This window comes from Bradyrhizobium sp. USDA 4516 (assembly GCF_054055915.1).
In genome coordinates this window covers 2,527,135-2,546,831 of the sequence record NZ_JBSRXT010000001.1, presented here as the reverse complement: position 1 = coordinate 2,546,831, position 19,697 = coordinate 2,527,135, and the positions used below count along the sequence as shown (strand labels likewise).

Genomic DNA, 19,697 nt, shown 5'->3' with positions numbered 1-19,697 from the left:
AGGCTTCGGGCGCTCGCCAGAGGATCGAGCAGGTCTCCTCAATGAGATAACGCACCCGCCCCGCCACTGACCCTCGCTTCTGTGGAACCGTTGTGGCGCCGAAAGGGAGTTTATGGCAGTCATTTCAGGTAGTTCAAGCTACTAGAAGGGCTTATCTGGCGCTGCCGGACAGACTGTTCCATAACATTCGATGGGCGAATCTGCGCTGGCCTGATAGGCCAGTTCAGCCGCAAATGACTGTACGTTCCTGCTCCTGATGACAGACAAATTCGATATCATCGGTGACATCCACGGCCACGCTGACGCTCTGCGGCGGCTTTTGGCCGCTCTCGGATATCAAGAGGTCGATGGTCTCTTTCGCCATCCGGAGCGCCGGGTGATTTTTGTCGGTGACTTCGTCGACCGTGGGCCTGAGCAGCTAGCCGTTCTGCAAATCGCGAAGCGAATGTGCGAGACAGGACTGGCTTTGGCCGTTATGGGCAACCACGAGTTCAATGCGCTGGGGTGGGCTGAGCCGGATGGGAAGGGAGGCTTCCTCCGACCGCATACGGAAAAGAATAACCATCAGCACGAGGAGTTTGTTAGGCAGGCTCGAGAAAAGCCGGGTGCGTACCAACAAGCGCTTGAGTGGTTCAGAGAATTACCGGTCTGGCTAGACCTTCCCGGCCTGCGCGTAATCCATGCGTGCTGGAACAGCGTAGCGCAAGGGGCACTGGCCGGCTGCCTCGATCCTGGTCATCGGTTCACCCAGCAAGGATTCCGAACGGCTAACCAGCGCGGTACTCCTGCCTACCAGGCTGCCGAGGTGTTGCTAAAGGGGCCCGAGGTACCACTCCCGGACGGACGCTTCTTCTTCGACAAGGATGGCCACAGGCGCCAGGACGTGCGCATTCGCTGGTGGGATGCAGCGGCGGTAACCTATCGAACCGCGGCGCTGGGCATGGACGGGGAGGAGACCACCTTGCCCGATCTGCCGCTGGTGACGGACTATCAATACAAAGACGAAACGCCGGTCTTCTTCGGCCATTACTGGCTTCGTGGAGAGCCGTCGCTCTCGAGTGAATATGCGGCTTGCCTCGATTTCAGCGTGGCAAAGGGCGGGTTTCTGACCGCTTATCGGTGGTCCGGCGAAAGGGTACTTTCACCTCACAACATCGCTTACGTCGCTGCTGGGTTTCCAATTGAGCGAGCAACACCGGATAACTAACATCGGATCCACCCCCGAGTCGCACGCTAGAAGCAGCCGGAGTAGCATTGCATGGCAGAGCTGGATCTCGTGAAACTGGCAGATGGGCGCAAGGCGCTCGAAGCGTGGCAAACACCTGAGCAATTTAAGAAGAAGATTGACGAACTCGCCGATGCGGTCGACAGCGAGGCGCTCTTTAACCGCAACGAAACCCAATTCCTTCGCGACGCCATGGCACTCGAGACGTTTACGCGATGCCGAACGACGGAAAAAGTTCGGTTGGCTCAACCCAGTGATCAATGGCCGGACGGACAAATAGGCACGCCCGAACAGCCCATTAACATCGAAGTCACGGAAGTGATGGAAGAAGGACGAAAACGAGGGGACGAATACAAGGACGGTGCGAAGCCCCTCGATGGCGACGCTGAGAATTGGAGACGCCGCGCCCTGGATATTCCGGTGCAGCTTGAGAAAGCAATCAAGCGCAAGAAGAATAAGGGCTACGGCAAGAAGTGCAAGCTTGTGATCTATCTCAACATGAGCAACTACGGCCTCCTGCAAAAGGAGACCGAGGCTAAGATCGCCGCCATCAAGGGCAAGTACGCTGCTGACTTTCAAGAAATCTGCGTACTCTGGCAACAGAAGCTGCTTTGATCTGCGCTAGCCCAATCGGTTCACTTAGAGCCCCCGGAACGGCGACGGCTGTCTGCATCATGCGGGTGTAGTCTGCCTGTACTTGGGCGCGAGTTACCTATTGCACGTCGTTGCCTGGAGAAGAGCCCGCTGTTGATCCCATTCGACTGGAAGCGATTGGAGTAGCCGTGCGAGATCCAAGCCCTCTGGTTGTTGGCCGTTAAGGATGGCCTCAGTGATCGTCGGTGACAGAAGAGTCAGCCGAAGAACGCGGCAGAGATAAGATTCATTGATCTTTTCGGCCTTTGCCAAGTCTCGGACCGAGGCAAATAGGTTGGACTCGAGCATACCGCGCCATCGATGAGCGCGAACAAGCGCCTTGATCATGGTGTTATCGACATACGCGGGGGCCGGTGACCAGGGCGATGAGTCGGCCGGGGTAACAACGCGCTTCCGGCCTCCCTGTCGGCGCAGCGAAATCGGTATGCTCACAACAATAGTGCGGCCATCACGGCCCAATTTGGGGCGGCCGGGTACGCCGATGGTAATGGGAGCGGGGCGGGTCATTCGGCAGCTTGTTGGACGACGGGCTGTGTGCTGAGTTGGTTAGTGAGTGAGGTTAGGCCCTCGACCTTGAGCGTGATGTCCAGCTTGTCCGACCCAAGATCGGCGCGCTCAACGAGCAGCTCAACGATGCGAGCTTGCTCCGCCGGAAACAGCTCATTCCATAGTTCGTCAAACCCGAGGAGCGCTTCGCGGACATCGTTCTCATTGACGTCCTTGCGTTGCTTGCGCACGGCACGCCAAGTCTGGACGATGACTTCGGGCGTTTGGAGGATGAGGCGAACCTGATCAACGACGATCCGTTCGATCTCGGCAGCTGGCACCATTCTGACCGGGCAGTCGGACCTGCCCTGCTTCAGAGCCGTCTGGCTGATGTAGTAGCGGTAGAGCCGCCCGGCTTTCCGTGTGTTGGTTGGCGTCATGGCTGCCCCGTCAGGAGCAAAGAGGAGGCCTCTCAGCAGTGCTGGCGATCGCGCCCGAGCGTTGTTTGCTCGCTTGCGGGGGCTCACCTTTAAGATGCCGTGGGCCTGGTCCCAGAGCTTGCGATCGATAATCGCTTCGTGCTCGCCGGGATACGACGTACCCTTATGCACCGCTTCGCCGATATAAACCCGGTTGTGGAGGATCTTGTACAGGACCCCTTTGTCGAGCACGTGGCCATATCGGTTTTTCGCACCGGCGGCGACGAGTTCGCGAGCCAGCAGCGTTGCAGACTTAAGCTGCACAAATCGTCGAAAGATCGATCGCACGCGTTCAGCATCCGGCTCGTGGATGAGCAGCTTGCGGTCGCGGACTTCGTAGCCGAGGGGCGTCCAGCCGCCCATCCACTTGCCACGCCTACGGGACGCCGCGACCTTGTCGCGGATCCGCTCGCCGATCACTTCTCGCTCGAACTGCGCAAACGTGATCAGGATATTCAACGCCATGCGGCCCATAGCGTCCTTTGTATTGAAGGACTGAGTCACAGAGACAAATGTGACGCCGTGCTGTTCGAATAACTCGACCAGCCGAAGGAAATCGAGCATCGAGCGAGAGAGGCGGTCGATTTTATAGACGACGATGACATCAATCTTCCCGGCTTTAACGTCCGCCAGGAGTCGCTTGAGCGCAGGGCGCTCTAACGTGCCACCCGAGAAGCCACCATCATCGTAGCGGTCTGAAACGGGGGCCCAGCCCTCGGCTCTTTGGCTGGTGATGTAGGCCTCACAGGACTCCCGCTGCGCGTCGAGCGAGTTGAAGTCCATGTCGAGTCCTTCCTCACTCGACTTGCGAGTGTAGACGGCGCAACGCGCTTTACGAACAGCGTTAAGAGGGGAAGCGGCATCAAACAGGCTGCTCGAGCGCTTGGCGCCAGCTTTGGGGCGATGGCGCAAGCTCATTTGCGATCCAGAGTGTTCTTAAGGCCGAAAAAGACCCAGCCATTCCATTTGGTGCCTGTGATCTCCCGGGCAACAGAGGAGAGGGACTTGTAGGGGCGGCCAAGGTACTCGAAGTCATTCAACCGGACCGTCACGGAATACTCCGCGCCCTGCCATTCCCGGATCAGTCTGGTTCCAGCTATCGGTCGCAAGGCGAGCCGAGCTTTACGCTCAGCCGGCTCCTGATTGGCATATTGCTTGGCCATAGCCTTCAGGCGGTCTTGGGTCTCGCGACCGAGGCCGCCATAAGCCAGCTCCTGAATGCGATAGGCCAATCGGTTCTCCAGGAAGCGCCTGTTGTATGCCGGAGGTTCGGTATTAAAGAGCTCGCGCCAGCGGGCTTTAAGGACGTCGACAGGGGCGCTCTTCAGGGCCGCCAGCTGCGACAGGACGTGGGTCTTCACAGGGCCATTTCCTTGCTGTTTCGCCGGACATGACCTTCAACGACCGCTCCACAGTCGAGCGGATTTTCTTCGCTGCGGTGCGATAAAGGACTGGACTTTCGCTCCAGAAGACGCTGGAGGCCGGCGGCCAGCAACGAGCCCAATTCGGCCAGGTCGTCTTGATTGCGATGGAGAGCGTCTGAATGCATGACCAGCAAGCTGCATTCGACTGAAGACGCGCGCTAGGTCGATTTTGGCTTGCCGCAGCTGGCGGGCGTCAAACGCGGTGCATCGCAAATGGTCGCCGTGGATGATTTGCAGATTTTCCTGTCTTGAAGACGATCTATTGCACTTAATTGCGGTCGAACACCCGAATCACTGCACAGGTTTTGCATGTCAAAAGAGAAGCGCGGATCGGTCCCTCTCCAGGAGGTAAGAGAGCTATTGTACTCCAAAGAGAAGGAGCCGGTAATTGTCAGCACCAGGCGGAGGGGGTTCCTGCTCGACGTCGGCATCAAGACCCACACGGGCGCCCTCAGTGAGCTCTTCTTTCAGCCGAATGGGAAGGAGGTTTTGAGCGCTCTTGCCAACCGACTGCGTGCTCACTTAATTGCTCGCCACTTGCCTACCGATAAAACTCCTCTCGCGCCTATTGAAAATGCTCATGCATATACGCCTGAGGAGCTTGCCGCCGCGGCAAGCGAGGATGCCTGGTTTGAGATAGCGCGCGATTCGACAGAGCCGTTGAGCGAAGACCGCTTAGCGGCCGAGCTTCTTCATGCGATCACCCGTCTGTTTGCTAAATTCAGAGACGACGAGCTGAGCGATATATACCGCGCGATGTACCTCCATCACCTCCATTCCTCTGCTGGTGAACTTAACGAGCTGGCGGTCGAGGCGAACATTTCAAGAGGCAACAGAGCGAAAGGATGGCAAGCCAAGAAGTCGAAGGGAGAATTGCAGCGTCAATCGATCTTATCGATTGCACAAGAATTCTGGAAGCAGCATCCGAAGCTGAACGGCCAAAGTCGTAATACAGCTAAGAAGATCGAAGAAGCCGTAAACGACGAACGGAAGAAGCAAGGGCTCGGTCGAGAGCCTCTCGCCGTGAAGTCCATTTCAGACCATTTGAGTGCAGCTTTGAAGGAAGCCGGCGCCAAGCCGTAACGGATTCAACTCCGAATTCGCCAGTTCGGACGTACACGCAATCCAAATTGTCCAGTTCAGACGTACAGCTGGTTGGATCCGGCTCGCCGCCCAATTACCCCTTGAAGCGCTGAATCGTATTTGATCGCGCTCCAGGAGGTTCCGATGACTACCCCCGAGTTTGGCAGTATCGCCCTGCTCAATGAGAAGCAGGCCGCGCGTTTGCTCGCTATCTCATTTCGAACGCTGCAAGCTTGGCGGAGGACAGGCGTCGGTCCATCCTTCATTAAGCTGGGACGCGCGGTCCGTTATCGGCAACAGGATCTCCTTGCGTGGGCCGACGGACATCGTCGGGCAGGCTGATCCGATCGCTCGTCATGGCAGCAAAATCCAAAAGCGCCGATTTATTCGATCAGGCTAATCCCTCGGTCGGACCTACTCCGATCGCGCAAGAGCTCCAGACCTACTTTGAACATGGAGGCTCGATTGATGGCGCAGTGCCATTTGTCGCGGCTCTTGAGCGGGCCAAGAAGGGAACGCTTCCCGTTCGGAGGCAGGATCAAGGACGTGGCTGCCGCCTGCCAGCCGGGTGGCGGCCGACGCCACATGAAATGCAATTCGCCTTAGACCGTGGTCTCAGCCACGAGCGTGCGCTGGCTGAAGCCGAAAAATTCACGAACTACTGGATAGCCAAAGTCGGCGCCGGTGCTACGAAACGCGACTGGAGTGCCACTTGGCGAAATTGGATAATTGCAGCCGCGGAGCGCATCTATGCCCGTCCTTCCTATCCCGCTTCCCAACGTTCGCAATCTGGACCAGATGCCGTGTTGGCCGGAATGGGTCGACTTGCGCGTGCGATCGATGAAAGACGAGTGCCAGCGGTCGTTGGTGGACGGGAAATACAGGACGCTGCCGACGCTCCCCGTCAACTTGGTTTTGACCCGAGATCAGAGAGTGGTGATTGAGCGTTATGTCTCAGAGGTGAATGCCCTCTTTCAGCAGACGCCAGCTCAGCATGAAGATTGGGAGCGGGCGACGCTGGCCAAGATCACAGTGCTGCTCATGAGCCAATTTCGCAATGCGCGGCTCACGGCTGTAGAGGCCGAACTAGCCGGGAAGCATTATCTTCTGGCACTTAGGGACGTGCCATCATGGGCAGTCGAAATTGCGATCGATAGCTGGAGCGGCGGTTTCTGCGGTAACGATGAACACGGGGAACCGTACGACTGCGCATGGCGGCCCGTTCCCTTCGTGCTGAAGAAGCTTGCTATCACTGTGACCTTCCCCCTTTACAAGCAAACCCGAACGCTGCACCGGCTTCTTGCGGCAGAGCCGATCGTCGAGTTTAGCGAGGAGCACCGCGCCAGCATGAGAGCTAGGGTCGCCGGCCTGTTATCATCGGCGCGCTCTTAATTCGTTTTTTGAGTTCGTATGCGCTGGTCGGTTAACGGCGGCGGCGCATATTGATCGCCTACCGTGGGATGCAGCCAAAGCAAGCCCGGCCTCGAGCGTGAGGGCGGCTGCCGGCGAGATGATGATCGCCGCAAGTAGACGCGACCTGTGTGGCACCATCGCATGCACGGGGTCCGATAGCGACGGGCCTGGCTCCGCCGAGCATGATCGCTGAGGACATGGGAAGCATCTCGGCGTGAGAGCGCTGGGATTGCTCGCCTATGTCCTCCGCAACAAACCTTCACCACCGAACATTCGAGGGCTCCGCCGTCGGTGAAAGATGCGGACGCGACGGTGGCCGTAAGGCTGAGAAAGCGGTTGTGGCCTGTTTAACGGGGGGGGTGGGTCAGAAGTCTACGAGTTGTTCTCGTCGACCGGTCTCCCTGGTTTGCAGGCAAAAAGTTGAAATTAAATACAAAAAGCCACCCGCAGGTCTCTTTGGAAGCGGCATGTCCCACCGAATGAGGACGCATTGATGGAGCCGTGCAGATTTTGTCGCGCATCCCGATCGGCAGGCTTTCGTTCCGAAACAATTTAGAATCGCCACGGTTGCGATCCAGAGATCATCCCGAAATGTGTCCTCCGGGGCGAGGCATCACGTGCCTCACAATCCAACAATACCTTCGGCGCATGGTGTCTCTTCCACCTTGACTCTCATCATACGAAGTCGATCTAATTCACCAACTACAAGGTGAATACATGGCTCATACTATTCAGCGACTAACGCTCTACGCTCTAATTTCGTCTCTTGAACGAGACCTTCGAGATTTTTTGTCCTTCTACATCGCTCCTCTTGTGTCTTCCAAGAAGGTGCTGTCTGACGCGTTGGCCGAAAAGGCCTCCGAGAGATTCGTAAAGGACAATCCAGACTCTGTGCCGGACACGGCGGACTTAATTGAATACCTCGATCTAGGCGAGGAAGTTCAAGCTATCAGAGTTCACGACAAGCTGCTTGACCCGATTACCAAGTCATACATCAAGCGCTTCTACCCACAGCTCGAAAGTCTGATTTCTATTCGCAATCGGGTAATGCATTCGCGGCCGCTCGAATTTGATGACTACTACAACGTGTCAAATCTGGCGTCTGAGCTAGTAAAATCCCATCGCTCGCTCTGGGCAAACCTCAGAACAACCCGCCGCGAGTTAGATCGAGATCCGGATTTTGCCACGAAGATCGTTATTCCAGACACTGCCGACGAGAATGCTCGTATCCTTCATAATCTTCCGCAAGTTGAATTCGACGATACTGGTTTCGTCGCTAGAGAAAAAGAACTAGGAGAGCTAAAGCGCGCGATCTTGGGTTCCTATCCTGTCGTGACAGTTGTGGGCGAGGGAGGGCTCGGCAAGACCGCGCTAGCAATGAAGGTCTGTTATGACCTCCTGGACGATGACGAAGCAAACCTCGATGCTATCGTATGGACCACGGCCAAAGCCACCAAGCTAACCGTCTCGGAGATTCAATCCATTGAAGGCTCAATCTCTACTTCATTGGGGATCATCGAGAGCGCTACCGCGTTGCTAGGGCGTGAGCAGGGAGGAGCTGCGATCGATGATCTGCTCAGCCACCTAAGCAACAACAAGATTCTGTTAGTGATTGATAACTTAGAGACGGTTATCGACAACACTATCCGCGATCTCGTTAAGCGCTTGCCAAAAGGCAGCAAGATACTCTTCACGACACGGATCGGATTGGGGGCGTTCGACTTTCCTGTTCCGTTGGCGCCTCTCCAGAAGAAGGAAGCGGCATTCTATTTCCGTCGAGCTGCCCAGGTGTTCGGTGTCAGTGATCTAGCCAGCGCTACGAATCAGGTCGTTGAGGGTTACTGCGAAAAGCTTCAGCACAATCCATTGTTCATAAAATGGTTTATACAGAGCGTGCGGGCGGGCAAGAGACCGTCCGTGATTGCCAGCGATCCCCGAATTCTGCTTCAGTTCTGTCTCCAGAACGTATTCAACTCGATTTCTCCGGAGGCGCAGAAGGTCGCGAGCATTTTGGCTAGCGTGAGTGGCGCTCAATCGGTAGCCAGCATTGCGTTCTATTCAGATCTGGACAGCCTGGGTGTGCAGAGCGCTCTCTCGGTGCTCATTACCTCCAATCTGGTATCCACTGAAAGGGGAAGATCTTCGGAGGATGAAGATCGTTACACGCTGAGTCCCCTCGCTAGGCTGTATTTTCAAAAATTCATCCGCCCGAATGTTGGGGATCAAAAGAAGCTTTTGCAAAAGCAGAGTGAGCTCCGATCAGCGCGCGAGGAATACTCAGCTCGCGCGGGTACCGATGTCGTCGACATGTATAATGTCTACATTCGTGATAAGGATGATTACATAGTCGCGAAGATGCTCACAAAAGCAGTCTCGCTAATTTTCAAGAAGAAGCTTGATGTAGCTGAAACAGAAATCGAACGCGCCAGAGATCTTTCTCCGAACTACTTTGAAGTGTATCGCGTTAAGGCGCTTTTGCATGTTGAACAAGAGGACTACTTCTCAGCCGAGGCGGCGTATGAAACAGCCATATCTCTGGGTCAGGAGCGCCCCTCATTGCGGCTATGGTTTGCTGGATTCTTATCGAGGAAGCTAGGCGATCAAGACAGGGCAGTTGAACAATTGATTGTAGCTGAAAGGCTCGCTCCGGAATCGGCGCTGATCAAGCTCGAGATGGCTCGAGTTCTGCAATATCAAAGGAAATTTGCTGAGGCAGCCAGCCGTCTAAAGGCGATACTTGGCATAGATAAGCTGTCCTCCAGGACGCGAAGGGTTCATCTGGATCTCTCGTTGCAAAACGAGCTAAGGCAAGCCGAGTATCTTACAAGTCAGCACGACTTTATGGGGGCCCTCGAAAGTTTGGAAACTGCAAGAGCGATACTGGAAAAAGCACCGAATTCATTGATAGATCCCGAAACCACAAGACACGTTTTGCGGCGGTCATCTCAGTTTACAGCCCTCGCACGTGCCTTTCAGGGGTTAGCGGAAGAGCGTCGGCTTGGGGCGGTATTGGAATGGCTTATGAACCCAACCGGTTGGTGTGGAGGGAATGGCGTTTCATCGCCTCCGTCAGGTGCGATGCAGAGCGAGCCGACACCTTCGCTAAACGATTCCGAGCTCCCTCCCAATCGAGGGAGACTTGTGCAGTTGCATCCGACATTTGCTTTTATCGACACAGGCGGTCAACGCTTCTTTTTCCATAAGAGTGATTGGAAAGGAGATGCGCGCCATTCGGCCTACCAGGAAGGGACAATCGTTGATTTCGATGTTGGTGCGAATAGCAAAGGGGTGTGTGCGAAGAACGTCAGGCCGATTGGAACGAGAGAAGCTGCCGTAGGTGCAGACAAGCTATTGGGAGAAGTGATGTCCCTCTTTGTCGCGCACGGCTTTATTCGAATGGATGTCGGTGGCAGTGTCTTCTTTCACCGCGACACCTGTTTGAGTCCTAGCGAGTTCAGATCGATTCATCTTGGCAGCCGCGTGGCATTCAGACTTGGTCAAAACGCTGTAGGAAAGCGGAGAGCAGAAGAGGTCGAACTATTGAAGTAGTGTCGATCGCTTCTCCAGAATCTTTGCGGTATTGGGGCGAGCGCGCATTGCGGCTTGTTTGTGGGCAACCCAAGCTGTGCTAGGCGAATAACCGGTTAAAGTAGCAGGTGCGAATCGGCCGAGGATATTTCCCAGGTGCAGCGCCCCGCCGAGGAACAAGGACTTGCTGGCTGCTAGGGCTAAGCGGATCGAAATTGCGTTTGGTGCGAAGACATGTCTCACCGGGCGCCCGTTTTCGGTTGGCCAGATGGGCCATTAGAGTCCCGGCTGACGTGATGGAGCGAGAGCGCGTGGTCGAAATCGCCTTAGGAAGACATACTCCAGAAGAGTCTGCGTCCCGTTTGTGACGCCCGGCCGTAGCGCAATGAACGTAAGCTCGACACAGGCGAAGAGCAAAGGTCGAGCTCAGCACGGGACGCCAGATGTGGGGCGCAAGATGGGCCGCAGTCGAAATCGGCCATTGGCCGATCTCTTCCATAACGTCTCATTTGCGAATCCAAATTGGTTCATGTCACCAAGCGGTAGCCTACTTCCATCCCACAATTGAGGACGGAGAAATAAGGCTCGGCGACTTTGTTGATGTGTGGTCGCCGCTCATGCGAAGCGAGTAGCCGCGCCGTAGATGCTCGACCACCTCTCTGATGCTTTGTAGCCGGATGTAGTCGCTTTCAAAGCGGGTCATGCTTACAACAAAGCGGCCGTCACTGTGTCGATGTGGAACGAGGATCGATCCTTTGGCGCGGCCTCGTTGCACCGTGACGCGCAGTTCGTGGCTCCCTGTTGAGGCAAAGTCTTCCGAAGCGGGACTTGTTTGGGTGCCGACGAATTTTTGATCCAATGGACGCTCCTGTTGCTTTGATTGGAGCGAGCTGGGTTTCGAGGCGAGTGGGGGTGCAGAGCTGATCTGATTAACAGCCGCAACGGCGCTACGTTGCTTCTCGCCCTGTGTTGAGCGGTCACCGGCCAACCAAGCATTTATGTGGCTCTGTGCGAGTGGACTGCCATGTACGGTATGAACCCACGTCACCCGACCGTCTGAATAAGCGACAGGGTTGATTCTGCGTATACCGGGATACAGCTGACCAAGCCTGCTAAAGCAGGCGTCGATGTAGCTGTCATCGTTCGATAGCAGGACGACCACCTCCAGTCTCGCGGGTAGTTTAGAAAGGAAGTTGTGCATGCAGTTATACGCCCAATCATCTCCTGCAGCGCGCTTCGCGAGGCGGCCGATAATGTCTCCCGATTTGAGCGGTTTGCTCGTAACAGGGTCCAGATGAGCAACGCTGCAGCGAATCAGCGAACCAAACCCGAAGTCTTGCTCCTTGTCGTGGATGCGGTCTTCAATCTGCTCGTGTGGACCCAACAGGCCAAGCTTCCGAACGATTGCCGTTACATTTTGTCGAAAGCCGGCGAACGGAATCTGCTCATGCTGAGCAGACTGCAGCAGGTTGCACTGCCGTATTCCCTTTGAAAAGCCTAGGACGAGATAGCGCGGATTGTTCGACCCCCATGACAATGGATTGTTTTCGAGAATCCACCCGTTTCGTTCGATGCTGGTCGCCCCCCAAGTTGCGCCTGATGGAAAGCAACGTGTACAGCTAATGCGGCCATGGCTTGGTAGGCTTGTCATCGGAGCGCCTTATGCAGCCTCATGCGAAGGCGTTAGGCAAACCACAAGAAAAATAGGAATTCTATTGGCAATTATAGGAAGTTGTTGTGCGCCGCACACCAGACAAATCCCGTCGCCGACCTACTCTCAGTTTGCCGCCGAGCCGCGTTTCTTCCGCAACGTTCGAAACAGAGTAGGTGAAGACGTCATCGTTTTGAGCGCCTTCCTTGGTGCCGGCGTCCGATTTAGCTAGCGAGCTACCAGCGGGGCCTACGAACGATCTTGCAGTGCAATGCGAACGCAATTCGAAATGCGTATCAGCGCACACGCCGTCGACACGTAGCCAGCTCCGCCTCATCGAACAGGCCAGCCCATCGCTCTTCTAAAGCCAACGATTCAACTGTTAAGTCGAGGCGCTCCAGCAGCACCAATCTCTTAAATCCATCCGATATCGGATTGGCGATGAGCCGTTTGACCGCCCCGACGGCGCCATACTCCTGCATCAAATCGAGCATACCTGTCGGTCGATAGCCGAGGCGATCGCACTTCCGGTAGATCTCAAGTAGTGCTTCCCGGAGTTCTCGTTCCTTGGCTCGATTCGTCTCAGTAGATGCAGGCGAGACGTGGCGCGGTTGAAATAGATCGCCAAGCTTCTCGGCATTGTTTTCGAGCCAGGCTGTAAGGTCGCGTATAGCGTGAAGCCCCTCCAGTATTTTTTGGCGTTGAGGCTCGAAGGGGGCTGTCGGATCGATGCCTGGCGTCGACTTGCGGACGAATAGAGTCTTGTTTGTGACTTCCAACGAAAATCCAGAGCCCGCCAACAATTCACTCCGAGCGAGTGAGTCTTTCGCACCGGCCAAGTTATCAAACTGGACGTTTGCATACTTGGTGGCCGTCTTCGAGCCGAACTCGTGCTTGATCCGTGTAGCAGGAAAGTTCGCGGGCAGCCTGGCACCATCAAAGAACTTGGTAATTGCCTTGGGCCCGTCGCTTGATGCCCTAACCGTCAGGGTTGGGACTATCTCTGCCGCCATCTGCGCGTAAAGTTCTGAAAATGCCCGCTTCTCGGGAAGCGTGATTGGCGACCACGTTGCACCAATTCGCTTTCCGCAAAGTGCTTCCAATATGTCAATGCGCGTCTCCAGACGGCTGATGAGTTCGGCGGGCATGGCTTCATTCTCCACGCGAGCTCGAAGAAATTGAACGATTTCCTCGATTGGAAGGCAATCGTCGAAGGCTTCGCGGCCAACCATTGTCGAAAGTTTCGCAGCTGGAGCGACAAGAACTGCGCATGCCGCCTGCGCACCTAACAAGTTTCGACAATGTTCAAGTTCCGCTGCGTACGACTCTGCTTGCCCCTTCTGAAAGTCGGCAGTCACTTTGCTCTCAATCAGAATGCAGGCGAGCAGCCGTTGCTCCTGATCAAACCATCCCATGCGAACGTCGGTCTGCCGATTGTCCTGAAGCCGCTTGGGCGACTTACCAAGTCGGACCAATGCAGCTCGGGGGCTCACGAACCAGTCGCTTAGGCGAGCAATAAACCAAGACCGAAACTTAGGTGAAGAGTGCAGTTCCTCGACCAGGAAGTTATCAAGGTCGCGCTCTCTGACCCGATCTTGAAACAGCAATTCTTCGCTCAAACGTGCTCTCCGACGTCCAGTTTGCGAAATAGCCGCCAAGAAGGCTTTCGCGGCGGAACCCGCGAATGTCGAGATAATGAGATTATGCCCAGGTCTTTCCGGCCAACTCAGCGGCGATCTCAGGCAGTGACATCCTCTTGCGGCCCGAAAAATATCCCTGCAGGTTTAGATAGCGATGTCCCATAATCCCTCCGCGGTCTGACTTTCTAAAGTCCGTCGGTATTAGGTCGTCGCACAGAAAGAATTTGTGGCCAGTCGTGATATCCCACCCCGTGGTTTTCCTGGCGTCGCCAATCGCTCCTGCGATGCGCGTCGTTTCGGAAGTGCTAAGCGAGAGCTGACCTCCGCCCACCTTGAGCAACTGCTCCCCGTGTAGTTCGCAATGCACGATCTTCGATATCTCGCCTATATATTGCACTGCTTTCTCGCGGTAGATCCCTAGATATTTTACTTTGCGTCTGCTCCAGTCGGAAGGGCAGAAGTATAATTTGTGCTTCACGTTAATCTCGAACGACTGTCCACAGGGCGGGACAAAGATTGTCACGTCGTCCGTGCCAAGCAAGTCGTGCTCGCTGCAAAAGCTTTCAAAGTCCTGAATTAGCTCATGCAGTTCATCATCATGAGGTCGCAGACAGTCTCGAAAACTCTCAATGATCTGCTGGAATGTTATAGAGCTCACGATGACACGTTTTTTCTTGGCCGCATCGTGGAGCTCCCTCCAGGCGTCTTCTGCAAGGTCGACCTTGTCTGGCCGGAGAAGAAGCAGGTATCCCGACCCACCGTCGTCGAAACGCTCGAGATGATTCAATAATTGCTGTTTATCGAACTCGGTTCGAGGGGCCTTGGCTTCGATGCCGATTCGAACGGCGCTCTGGTAAAGGAATCCGTCTAGCACGCTCCTTCCCGAGGATTCCTGTTGGTTCATCTGGAGCCCTAGCGCTGCAATGGGAACGTCGGCGGTCTCATCTAGTAGCCTCGTCAAAAATTCCTGAAATCGCCGCCGACTTGTCTCGTACAGCCGATACATGAGCAGAAGCGTGTTGTTTGTTGCAAAATTTTCGCGCTGAGAATAACGGGCAAAGTAAAATACGTTGGTCACTCAGATGCTCCTCGGCGCTTAGTCTGATTTGATTTGGCAAGTTGCTGCGGGAGAGGGGATCAGGCGTGATCGATCTTCTCTTCCATCCACTTCAACGCGCTCATGATTTTCGCCTCGCCCTCCGGGTCAGCTGTTATGGTACGCAGCGGAATGGAAGGATATCTGCTCAGATCAGCCTCTCTCAGATTGGCTCCGCGAACCGTATTGAAATGCTCCATCAGCGCACGGCGAGCCTCAATCGGTCCGAAGACGGGCTTGCCCTCCAAGGCGCCGAACTGGAGCCACAGCTTGCCGTCGGACGAAAGATAAGCGGGATTGATCGGAATGCCGTTTGGCTTGAAGACCGGATAGACGGACCCGTTCTCTTTACCTGTCCCAAAGGCGAGTGGACGACTCCCACCCTTTCCCATCCAATTGTAGATTGCTCGCGCGATTGCTAGCTCCTTTTCACCTACGTTCTGCGAGAGTTTCTCGAACAGTGTGGTTTCGTCCCACCGTTGCACTGGACCGGCCCGCTTTCGAGCGGTCGCTTGTGTCTGGCCATACACGGTTGGTACAATCGTCTTGAGATCTTTGCTGGCAAACTGACGGAGTTCGATGGCCAGTACCTCTGCAGGGTCCATCTGCTCATTTAAAAACTCGACGATGCGCCGCAGTTCGATCGGAATTACGTCTGCGACAAAGAGCAACCTGATCTTCTTGGCCTGAAGGTTGGTTCTCACGCGCTCCCAGAAGTCGCTGACGCCATCATCCGCTCCTAAGAGCTCGCGGAGTGCCGCATCAGACTCGCGCCCCAACTCTCGGCAAGTTTTCTCGAAGCCCGACTGTAGAGTTTCGAGCGACCAATAGGTGATGCAGTTTGCTGCGTAGTCTAGCATTTGGCCGACAACTTCACGTCGAAGCCGGCTGTCGGTCTGTCGCTTTATCTCGACTAGCGTTGGAATGCCGTCCTGGTCCAGAAACACATGATCGATCGACCAGAGCGACGCTCCAACTTCCCCCGTTGAAATTGATTGCTCGCGCTTGACCAGAATCCAGCGTCTGGGGTTCTGAGGATCAACCTGATCTCCGACCAACAATTCTGGAAAACGGGATAACAGCCGCTGAAAGTCATCTTCGCTGGCGAATTGACCGGGCTCCATCGGGACCAGCGAGTGCTCGCCTTGCAATAAGAAGACCCCTGAACTTTGCGTCATATGCTTCCCCGGTTAAAAATGGAGAGAGGGCCAGAACTCAAGCGGTTAGGCAAGCTCAACCTTAAGACGAGGCGGTTTCCGCTTATAACCCTTAACCCGGCACCGCTGGTGCTGCCGAATGATTGCCAGAGCGCATCTCATGTCATTGGCATCGGCGCGGCCCTCCTCGCCGGACGCCCTCAGGTATGCCGCGCCTTTGAGGAGGCGGAGCCTGGCCGGATCAATTCGCGCCTTGCGTGTCTCAGCCTTCCCTTTCGCGCCGGCCTAAAGGCCGGTATCGTAGTTACGAAAGCCGCGTCCCTAGGGCTCCGGCAGCAGTCTAGGGGGAAGGATGCAAAAGAACGGTGGGGCGATCGTCTTCAGCGCTGGCGACCTGATTGGGCACCTGAATTGTCGTTACCTCACGTACCTCGACCTCAAGGTCGCGCAGGGCGAACTGGCCAAGCCAAAGCTCCGCGATGATCCGACCCTTGATGCGCTGGTGGAGCGCGGCAAGACCCATGAGCAGGGCTTTGTCGACCATCTCGCCGAGCAGGGCGGGGCCGTCACCGTCATTGCCGGCGTTGGCATCGATGAGGCCTCGGTTACCCAAACGCGGCAGGCGATGACGCGCGGTGACGCGGTGATCGTTCAGGCGGCATTACGGGATGGGCATTGGAGCGGTCGAGCCGACGTGCTGCGACGGGTCGAGACACCAAGCGGTTTGGGCGCCTGGACATACGAGGTCACCGACACCAAGTTGGCCCGCGAGACCAAGGGCAACACGGTCCTCCAGCTCAGCCTCTACTCGGACCTCTTGGCGACGTTGCAGCAGAAGGTTCCGGAGACGGCCCATGTCGTGACGCCCGGGACGGAGTACCTGCCGGAGGCCTACCGCGTGGCCGATTTTGCGGCGTTCTACCGACGCGTCAGACGAAGCCTGGAGACCTTTGCGGCGGCGCCCCGGCCTGATGGTCTCTATCCCGACCCGGTCGAGCACTGCGAGGTCTGCCGATGGCGCGAGCCCTGTGCTTCGAGGCGGCGCGCCGACGATCACCTGTCCTTTGTCGCAGGGATAGCTAAGACCCAGATTGAGGAGCTGGTCGGGCGAGGTGTGGGCACCATGGCAGAGCTCGCCACGCTACCCATCCCGCTGCAATGGCGGCCTGATCGGGGCACTGCGCCGAGCTACGAGAAGATGCGCGAGCAGGCGAGACTTCAGGTCGAGGGACGCAGGGCGGGCCAGCTGCTTCACGAGACGCTGCCGTTGGTCGCTGAATTTGGCTTGTTCCGGCTGCCTGAGCCTTCGCCCGGCGATATCTTTTTCGATTTCGAGGGCGATCCGTTCGTGGACGGCGGGGGGCTCGAGTTCCTGTTCGGCTATCTTTATGCCAATACAGACAGCACGGACGCCTATGTTGGCGATTGGGTGACGACAAGGCAGCATGAACGGGCAGCGTTTGAACGCTTCATCGACTTCGTCACAGAGCGGCTGACCAAGTATCCCGGTTTGCACATCTATCACTTCGCGCCCTATGAGCCGGCCGCGCTAAAGCGGCTGATGGGGCGGTACGCCACGCGAGAGGACGAGGTCGACAACTTGCTCCGGGCGGGCGTGTTCGTGGACTTGTACGCCATTGTCCGGCAAAGCATCCGCGCCAGCGTCGAAAGTTACTCGATCAAGAAGCTGGAGCCGCTGTACCGGTTTGACCGTAGCGTCCCGCTGATCGATGTCGGCGGCGCCATGGCGCGGGTGCAGGCCTGCCTTGAATTGGCCGACGCCGATGGAATTGACCCAGGCGATCAGGCCGCCATCATCGGCTACAACCGCGACGACTGCGCCTCGACGCGCGCCTTGCGGGACTGGCTCGAGGGGGTACGGGTCGGGCTAATCGCACAGGGGAAGACGATCGATCGGCCGCAGCCGAAGGCCGCCGAGATCAGCGAGGATCTAAGTGCCTGGAAGCGCCGGGTCGCCGGACTTGTGGCGCGGTTGACCGCCGACGTCCCGGACGACGTGGCCGAACGCAGCGATGAGCAGCAGGCGCGCTGGTTGCTGGCCCACCTGATCGACTTCTTCGGCCGCGAGAACAAGGCAGTCTGGTGGGAGTATTTCCGGCTGAGCGACCTCTCGGCCGAGGATCTCTTGCACGAGCGCGCCGGGGTGGGAGAGCTGACTTTTCTTGGCGCTGTTGGCGGGACGGTGAAGACGCCGATTCATCGCTACAGGTTTGCGGTCCAGGAGACCGATGTCCGCCCCGATGACGATTTGAAATGCGTTGGTGGGGACAAGTTTGGCTGCGTCGTTGCGATTTCCGATGACGAGAGAACAATTGACATTAAGAAACGACAGGACACGGCAAGCTTTCATCCCGAAGCCGTGTTCGCGCACAAGTTTGTCGGCAATCAGGTTCTTGCAGAATCGGTCTTCCGAATCGGCGAGCATGTGGCGGATAAAGGGATCCTCGGGCCGGGCACCTATCGTGCTGCTCGCGATTTGCTGCTCAAAGTCGCTCCACGTCTTCGCGGGCAGGTATTGGAGCAGGCTGGCGAGCCGCCGTTGACAGCCGCACTGCGCGCTGCGCTCTCGCTGGATCAGAGCGTCTTCCCGGTCCAGGGCCCACCAGGCGCTGGCAAGACCCATGCTGGTGCACGCATGATCTGCGCGCTTGCGCGCGACAAGCGGAAGGTCGGTGTTACTGCCAACAGCCATAAGGTCATTGGCCACTTGCTTGACAAATCGCGAGAGGCGGCCACTGAGCAAGGTCTTGCAATTCAGTGCATTCAAAAGGTCAAAGATGAGCCGGTCTCCCTGCCGGGGCTCCAGCAAACGACCGAGAATCCAGATTTTATCGACGGGCTCAGCAACGGTTGCCAGGTCGGCGGTGCCACCAGCTGGTTTTGGGCGCGTCCGGACGCGTCGGGCATTGTGGATGTTCTGTTCGTCGACGAAGCGGCGCAAATGTCACTGGCAAATGTGCTGGCCGTCTCGCAGGCGGCCGAGAGCATCATCCTCCTGGGCGACCCAAGGCAGCTTGAGCAGCCGATACAGGGGAGCCATCCGGACGGCGTCGCGACATCGGCGCTTGACCATGTCCTGGGCGGGCACGCAACGATCGAGGCCAGCCACGGACTTTTCCTTGGGGAAACCTGGCGCTTGCACCCCGACATCTGCGCTTTCACGTCGGAGCTCTTCTACGAAGGCCGGCTTCGCTCGCACGCGGGATTGGAGCGGCAGGAGATCAGATCATCGAGCCCTGTAAATGGGGTCGGCCTTCGTTACCTTGCCGTCCAACATGTAGGTAACCAGAACTCGTCTCCCGAGGAGGCCGATGAGATCAAGAGGCTCGTCGATGAAATTCTCAGCAGCAACGCGAGCTGGGTCGACGGTACGGGGAAGGAAGCCGCCCTCAGGCTGGAGGACATCCTGATCATCGCTCCCTACAACGCGCAAGTCTTCGAACTTCAGGAGCGATTGCCCGGCGCGCGCATTGGCACGGTTGACAAATTTCAAGGACAGGAGGCGCCGATCGTAATTTACTCGATGACCACCTCGACTCATTCGGACGCGCCGCGGGGAATGGAATTTCTATATAGTGCGAACCGCCTGAACGTGGCGACTTCGCGTGCGAAGTGTATCTGCGTAATAGTCGCCTCTCCGCGCCTGTTTGAAGTCGAATGCCGAACACCGCGCCAAATGCAGTTGGCTAACGCTTTTTGCAGATATCTGGAGTTGGCGTCGGTGCTCTGATCCACGACAATTCGCGGTTGACGGCGGACGTGCTGACCCCAGGCTGGTCGTGCGCCCCCTCTCCCCGCCTGCCTGTCATTTCCCCGATTTCACCTACGCCCCACTACAAG

14 protein-coding genes are annotated in these 19,697 nt (G+C 56.7%); 7 read left to right on the top strand and 7 right to left on the bottom strand.

What is annotated here, in order from left to right:
- Positions 1-256 precede the first annotated feature (256 nt).
- Both ACVI1L_RS11720 and ACVI1L_RS11715 read left to right on the top strand, forming a co-directional pair.
- Positions 257-1,207 (top strand): metallophosphoesterase, encoded by a 951-nt coding sequence (locus ACVI1L_RS11720; RefSeq protein ID WP_456782940.1) that lies wholly within the window; start codon positions 257-259, stop codon positions 1,205-1,207.
- 51 nt (positions 1,208-1,258) lie between these two features.
- Entirely contained in the window at positions 1,259-1,840 is a 582-nt protein-coding gene (locus tag ACVI1L_RS11715; protein ID WP_456782939.1) for a hypothetical protein, read from the top strand.
- A 542-nt stretch (positions 1,841-2,382) separates the two neighbouring features.
- On the opposite strand, the gene ACVI1L_RS11710 is transcribed toward ACVI1L_RS11715, so the two are convergent.
- The 3 genes from ACVI1L_RS11710 to ACVI1L_RS11700 are packed head-to-tail and all read right to left on the bottom strand — an operon-like array spanning position 2,383 to position 4,402.
- The gene (locus ACVI1L_RS11710; RefSeq protein ID WP_456782938.1) at positions 2,383-3,762 is read right to left on the bottom strand and encodes a recombinase family protein; all 1,380 of its coding nucleotides are present in this window, start codon (positions 3,760-3,762) and stop codon (positions 2,383-2,385) included.
- Positions 3,759-4,205 (bottom strand): DUF2924 domain-containing protein, encoded by a 447-nt coding sequence (locus ACVI1L_RS11705; RefSeq protein WP_456782937.1) that lies wholly within the window; start codon positions 4,203-4,205, stop codon positions 3,759-3,761. Before ACVI1L_RS11705 ends, ACVI1L_RS11710 begins: the two co-directional genes overlap by 4 nt.
- Positions 4,202-4,402 carry a hypothetical protein gene (locus ACVI1L_RS11700; protein WP_456782936.1) on the bottom strand — a complete coding sequence of 67 codons (201 nt, stop codon included), beginning with the start codon at positions 4,400-4,402 and terminating at the stop codon, positions 4,202-4,204. Before ACVI1L_RS11700 ends, ACVI1L_RS11705 begins: the two co-directional genes overlap by 4 nt.
- 226 nt (positions 4,403-4,628) lie before the next feature.
- Here ACVI1L_RS11700 and ACVI1L_RS11695 point away from each other — a divergent pair, with 226 nt between their 5' ends.
- The 4 genes from ACVI1L_RS11695 to ACVI1L_RS11680 all read left to right on the top strand — a co-directional run bounded on the left by ACVI1L_RS11695 (position 4,629) and on the right by ACVI1L_RS11680 (position 10,313).
- Entirely contained in the window at positions 4,629-5,351 is a 723-nt protein-coding gene (locus tag ACVI1L_RS11695; protein WP_456782935.1) for a hypothetical protein, read from the top strand.
- 144 nt (positions 5,352-5,495) lie between these two features.
- Positions 5,496-5,693, top strand: a complete 198-nt coding sequence (locus ACVI1L_RS11690; RefSeq protein ID WP_456782934.1) for a helix-turn-helix transcriptional regulator — start codon at positions 5,496-5,498, stop codon at positions 5,691-5,693.
- A gap of 408 nt (positions 5,694-6,101) precedes the next feature.
- On the top strand, positions 6,102-6,743 hold the full coding sequence (locus tag ACVI1L_RS11685; protein ID WP_456782933.1) for a hypothetical protein: 642 nt from the start codon (positions 6,102-6,104) through the stop codon (positions 6,741-6,743).
- Positions 6,744-7,553: 810 nt separating this feature from the next.
- A complete protein-coding gene (locus tag ACVI1L_RS11680; RefSeq protein ID WP_456782932.1) occupies positions 7,554-10,313 on the top strand; it encodes an NB-ARC domain-containing protein in 2,760 nt (919 codons plus the stop codon).
- Between the two features lie 526 nt (positions 10,314-10,839).
- Here ACVI1L_RS11680 and ACVI1L_RS11675 read toward each other — a convergent pair.
- The 4 genes from ACVI1L_RS11675 to ACVI1L_RS11660 all read right to left on the bottom strand — a co-directional run bounded on the left by ACVI1L_RS11675 (position 10,840) and on the right by ACVI1L_RS11660 (position 15,857).
- Positions 10,840-11,943, bottom strand: a complete 1,104-nt coding sequence (locus tag ACVI1L_RS11675; RefSeq protein ID WP_456782931.1) for a hypothetical protein — start codon at positions 11,941-11,943, stop codon at positions 10,840-10,842.
- A 296-nt stretch (positions 11,944-12,239) separates the two neighbouring features.
- Positions 12,240-13,562: a hypothetical protein gene (locus ACVI1L_RS11670; protein ID WP_456782930.1), complete on the bottom strand. Its 1,323-nt coding sequence runs from the start codon at positions 13,560-13,562 to the stop codon at positions 12,240-12,242.
- An 82-nt stretch (positions 13,563-13,644) separates the two neighbouring features.
- Positions 13,645-14,661 (bottom strand): hypothetical protein, encoded by a 1,017-nt coding sequence (locus ACVI1L_RS11665; RefSeq protein WP_456782929.1) that lies wholly within the window; start codon positions 14,659-14,661, stop codon positions 13,645-13,647.
- Between the two features lie 59 nt (positions 14,662-14,720).
- Complete coding sequence (locus tag ACVI1L_RS11660; RefSeq protein ID WP_456782928.1) at positions 14,721-15,857, bottom strand: hypothetical protein; 1,137 nt, start codon at positions 15,855-15,857, stop codon at positions 14,721-14,723.
- A gap of 331 nt (positions 15,858-16,188) precedes the next feature.
- Between ACVI1L_RS11660 and ACVI1L_RS11655 the strand changes: the two genes are divergently transcribed.
- Entirely contained in the window at positions 16,189-19,587 is a 3,399-nt protein-coding gene (locus ACVI1L_RS11655; RefSeq protein ID WP_456782927.1) for a TM0106 family RecB-like putative nuclease, read from the top strand.
- The last annotated feature ends 110 nt before the right edge of the window (positions 19,588-19,697 follow it).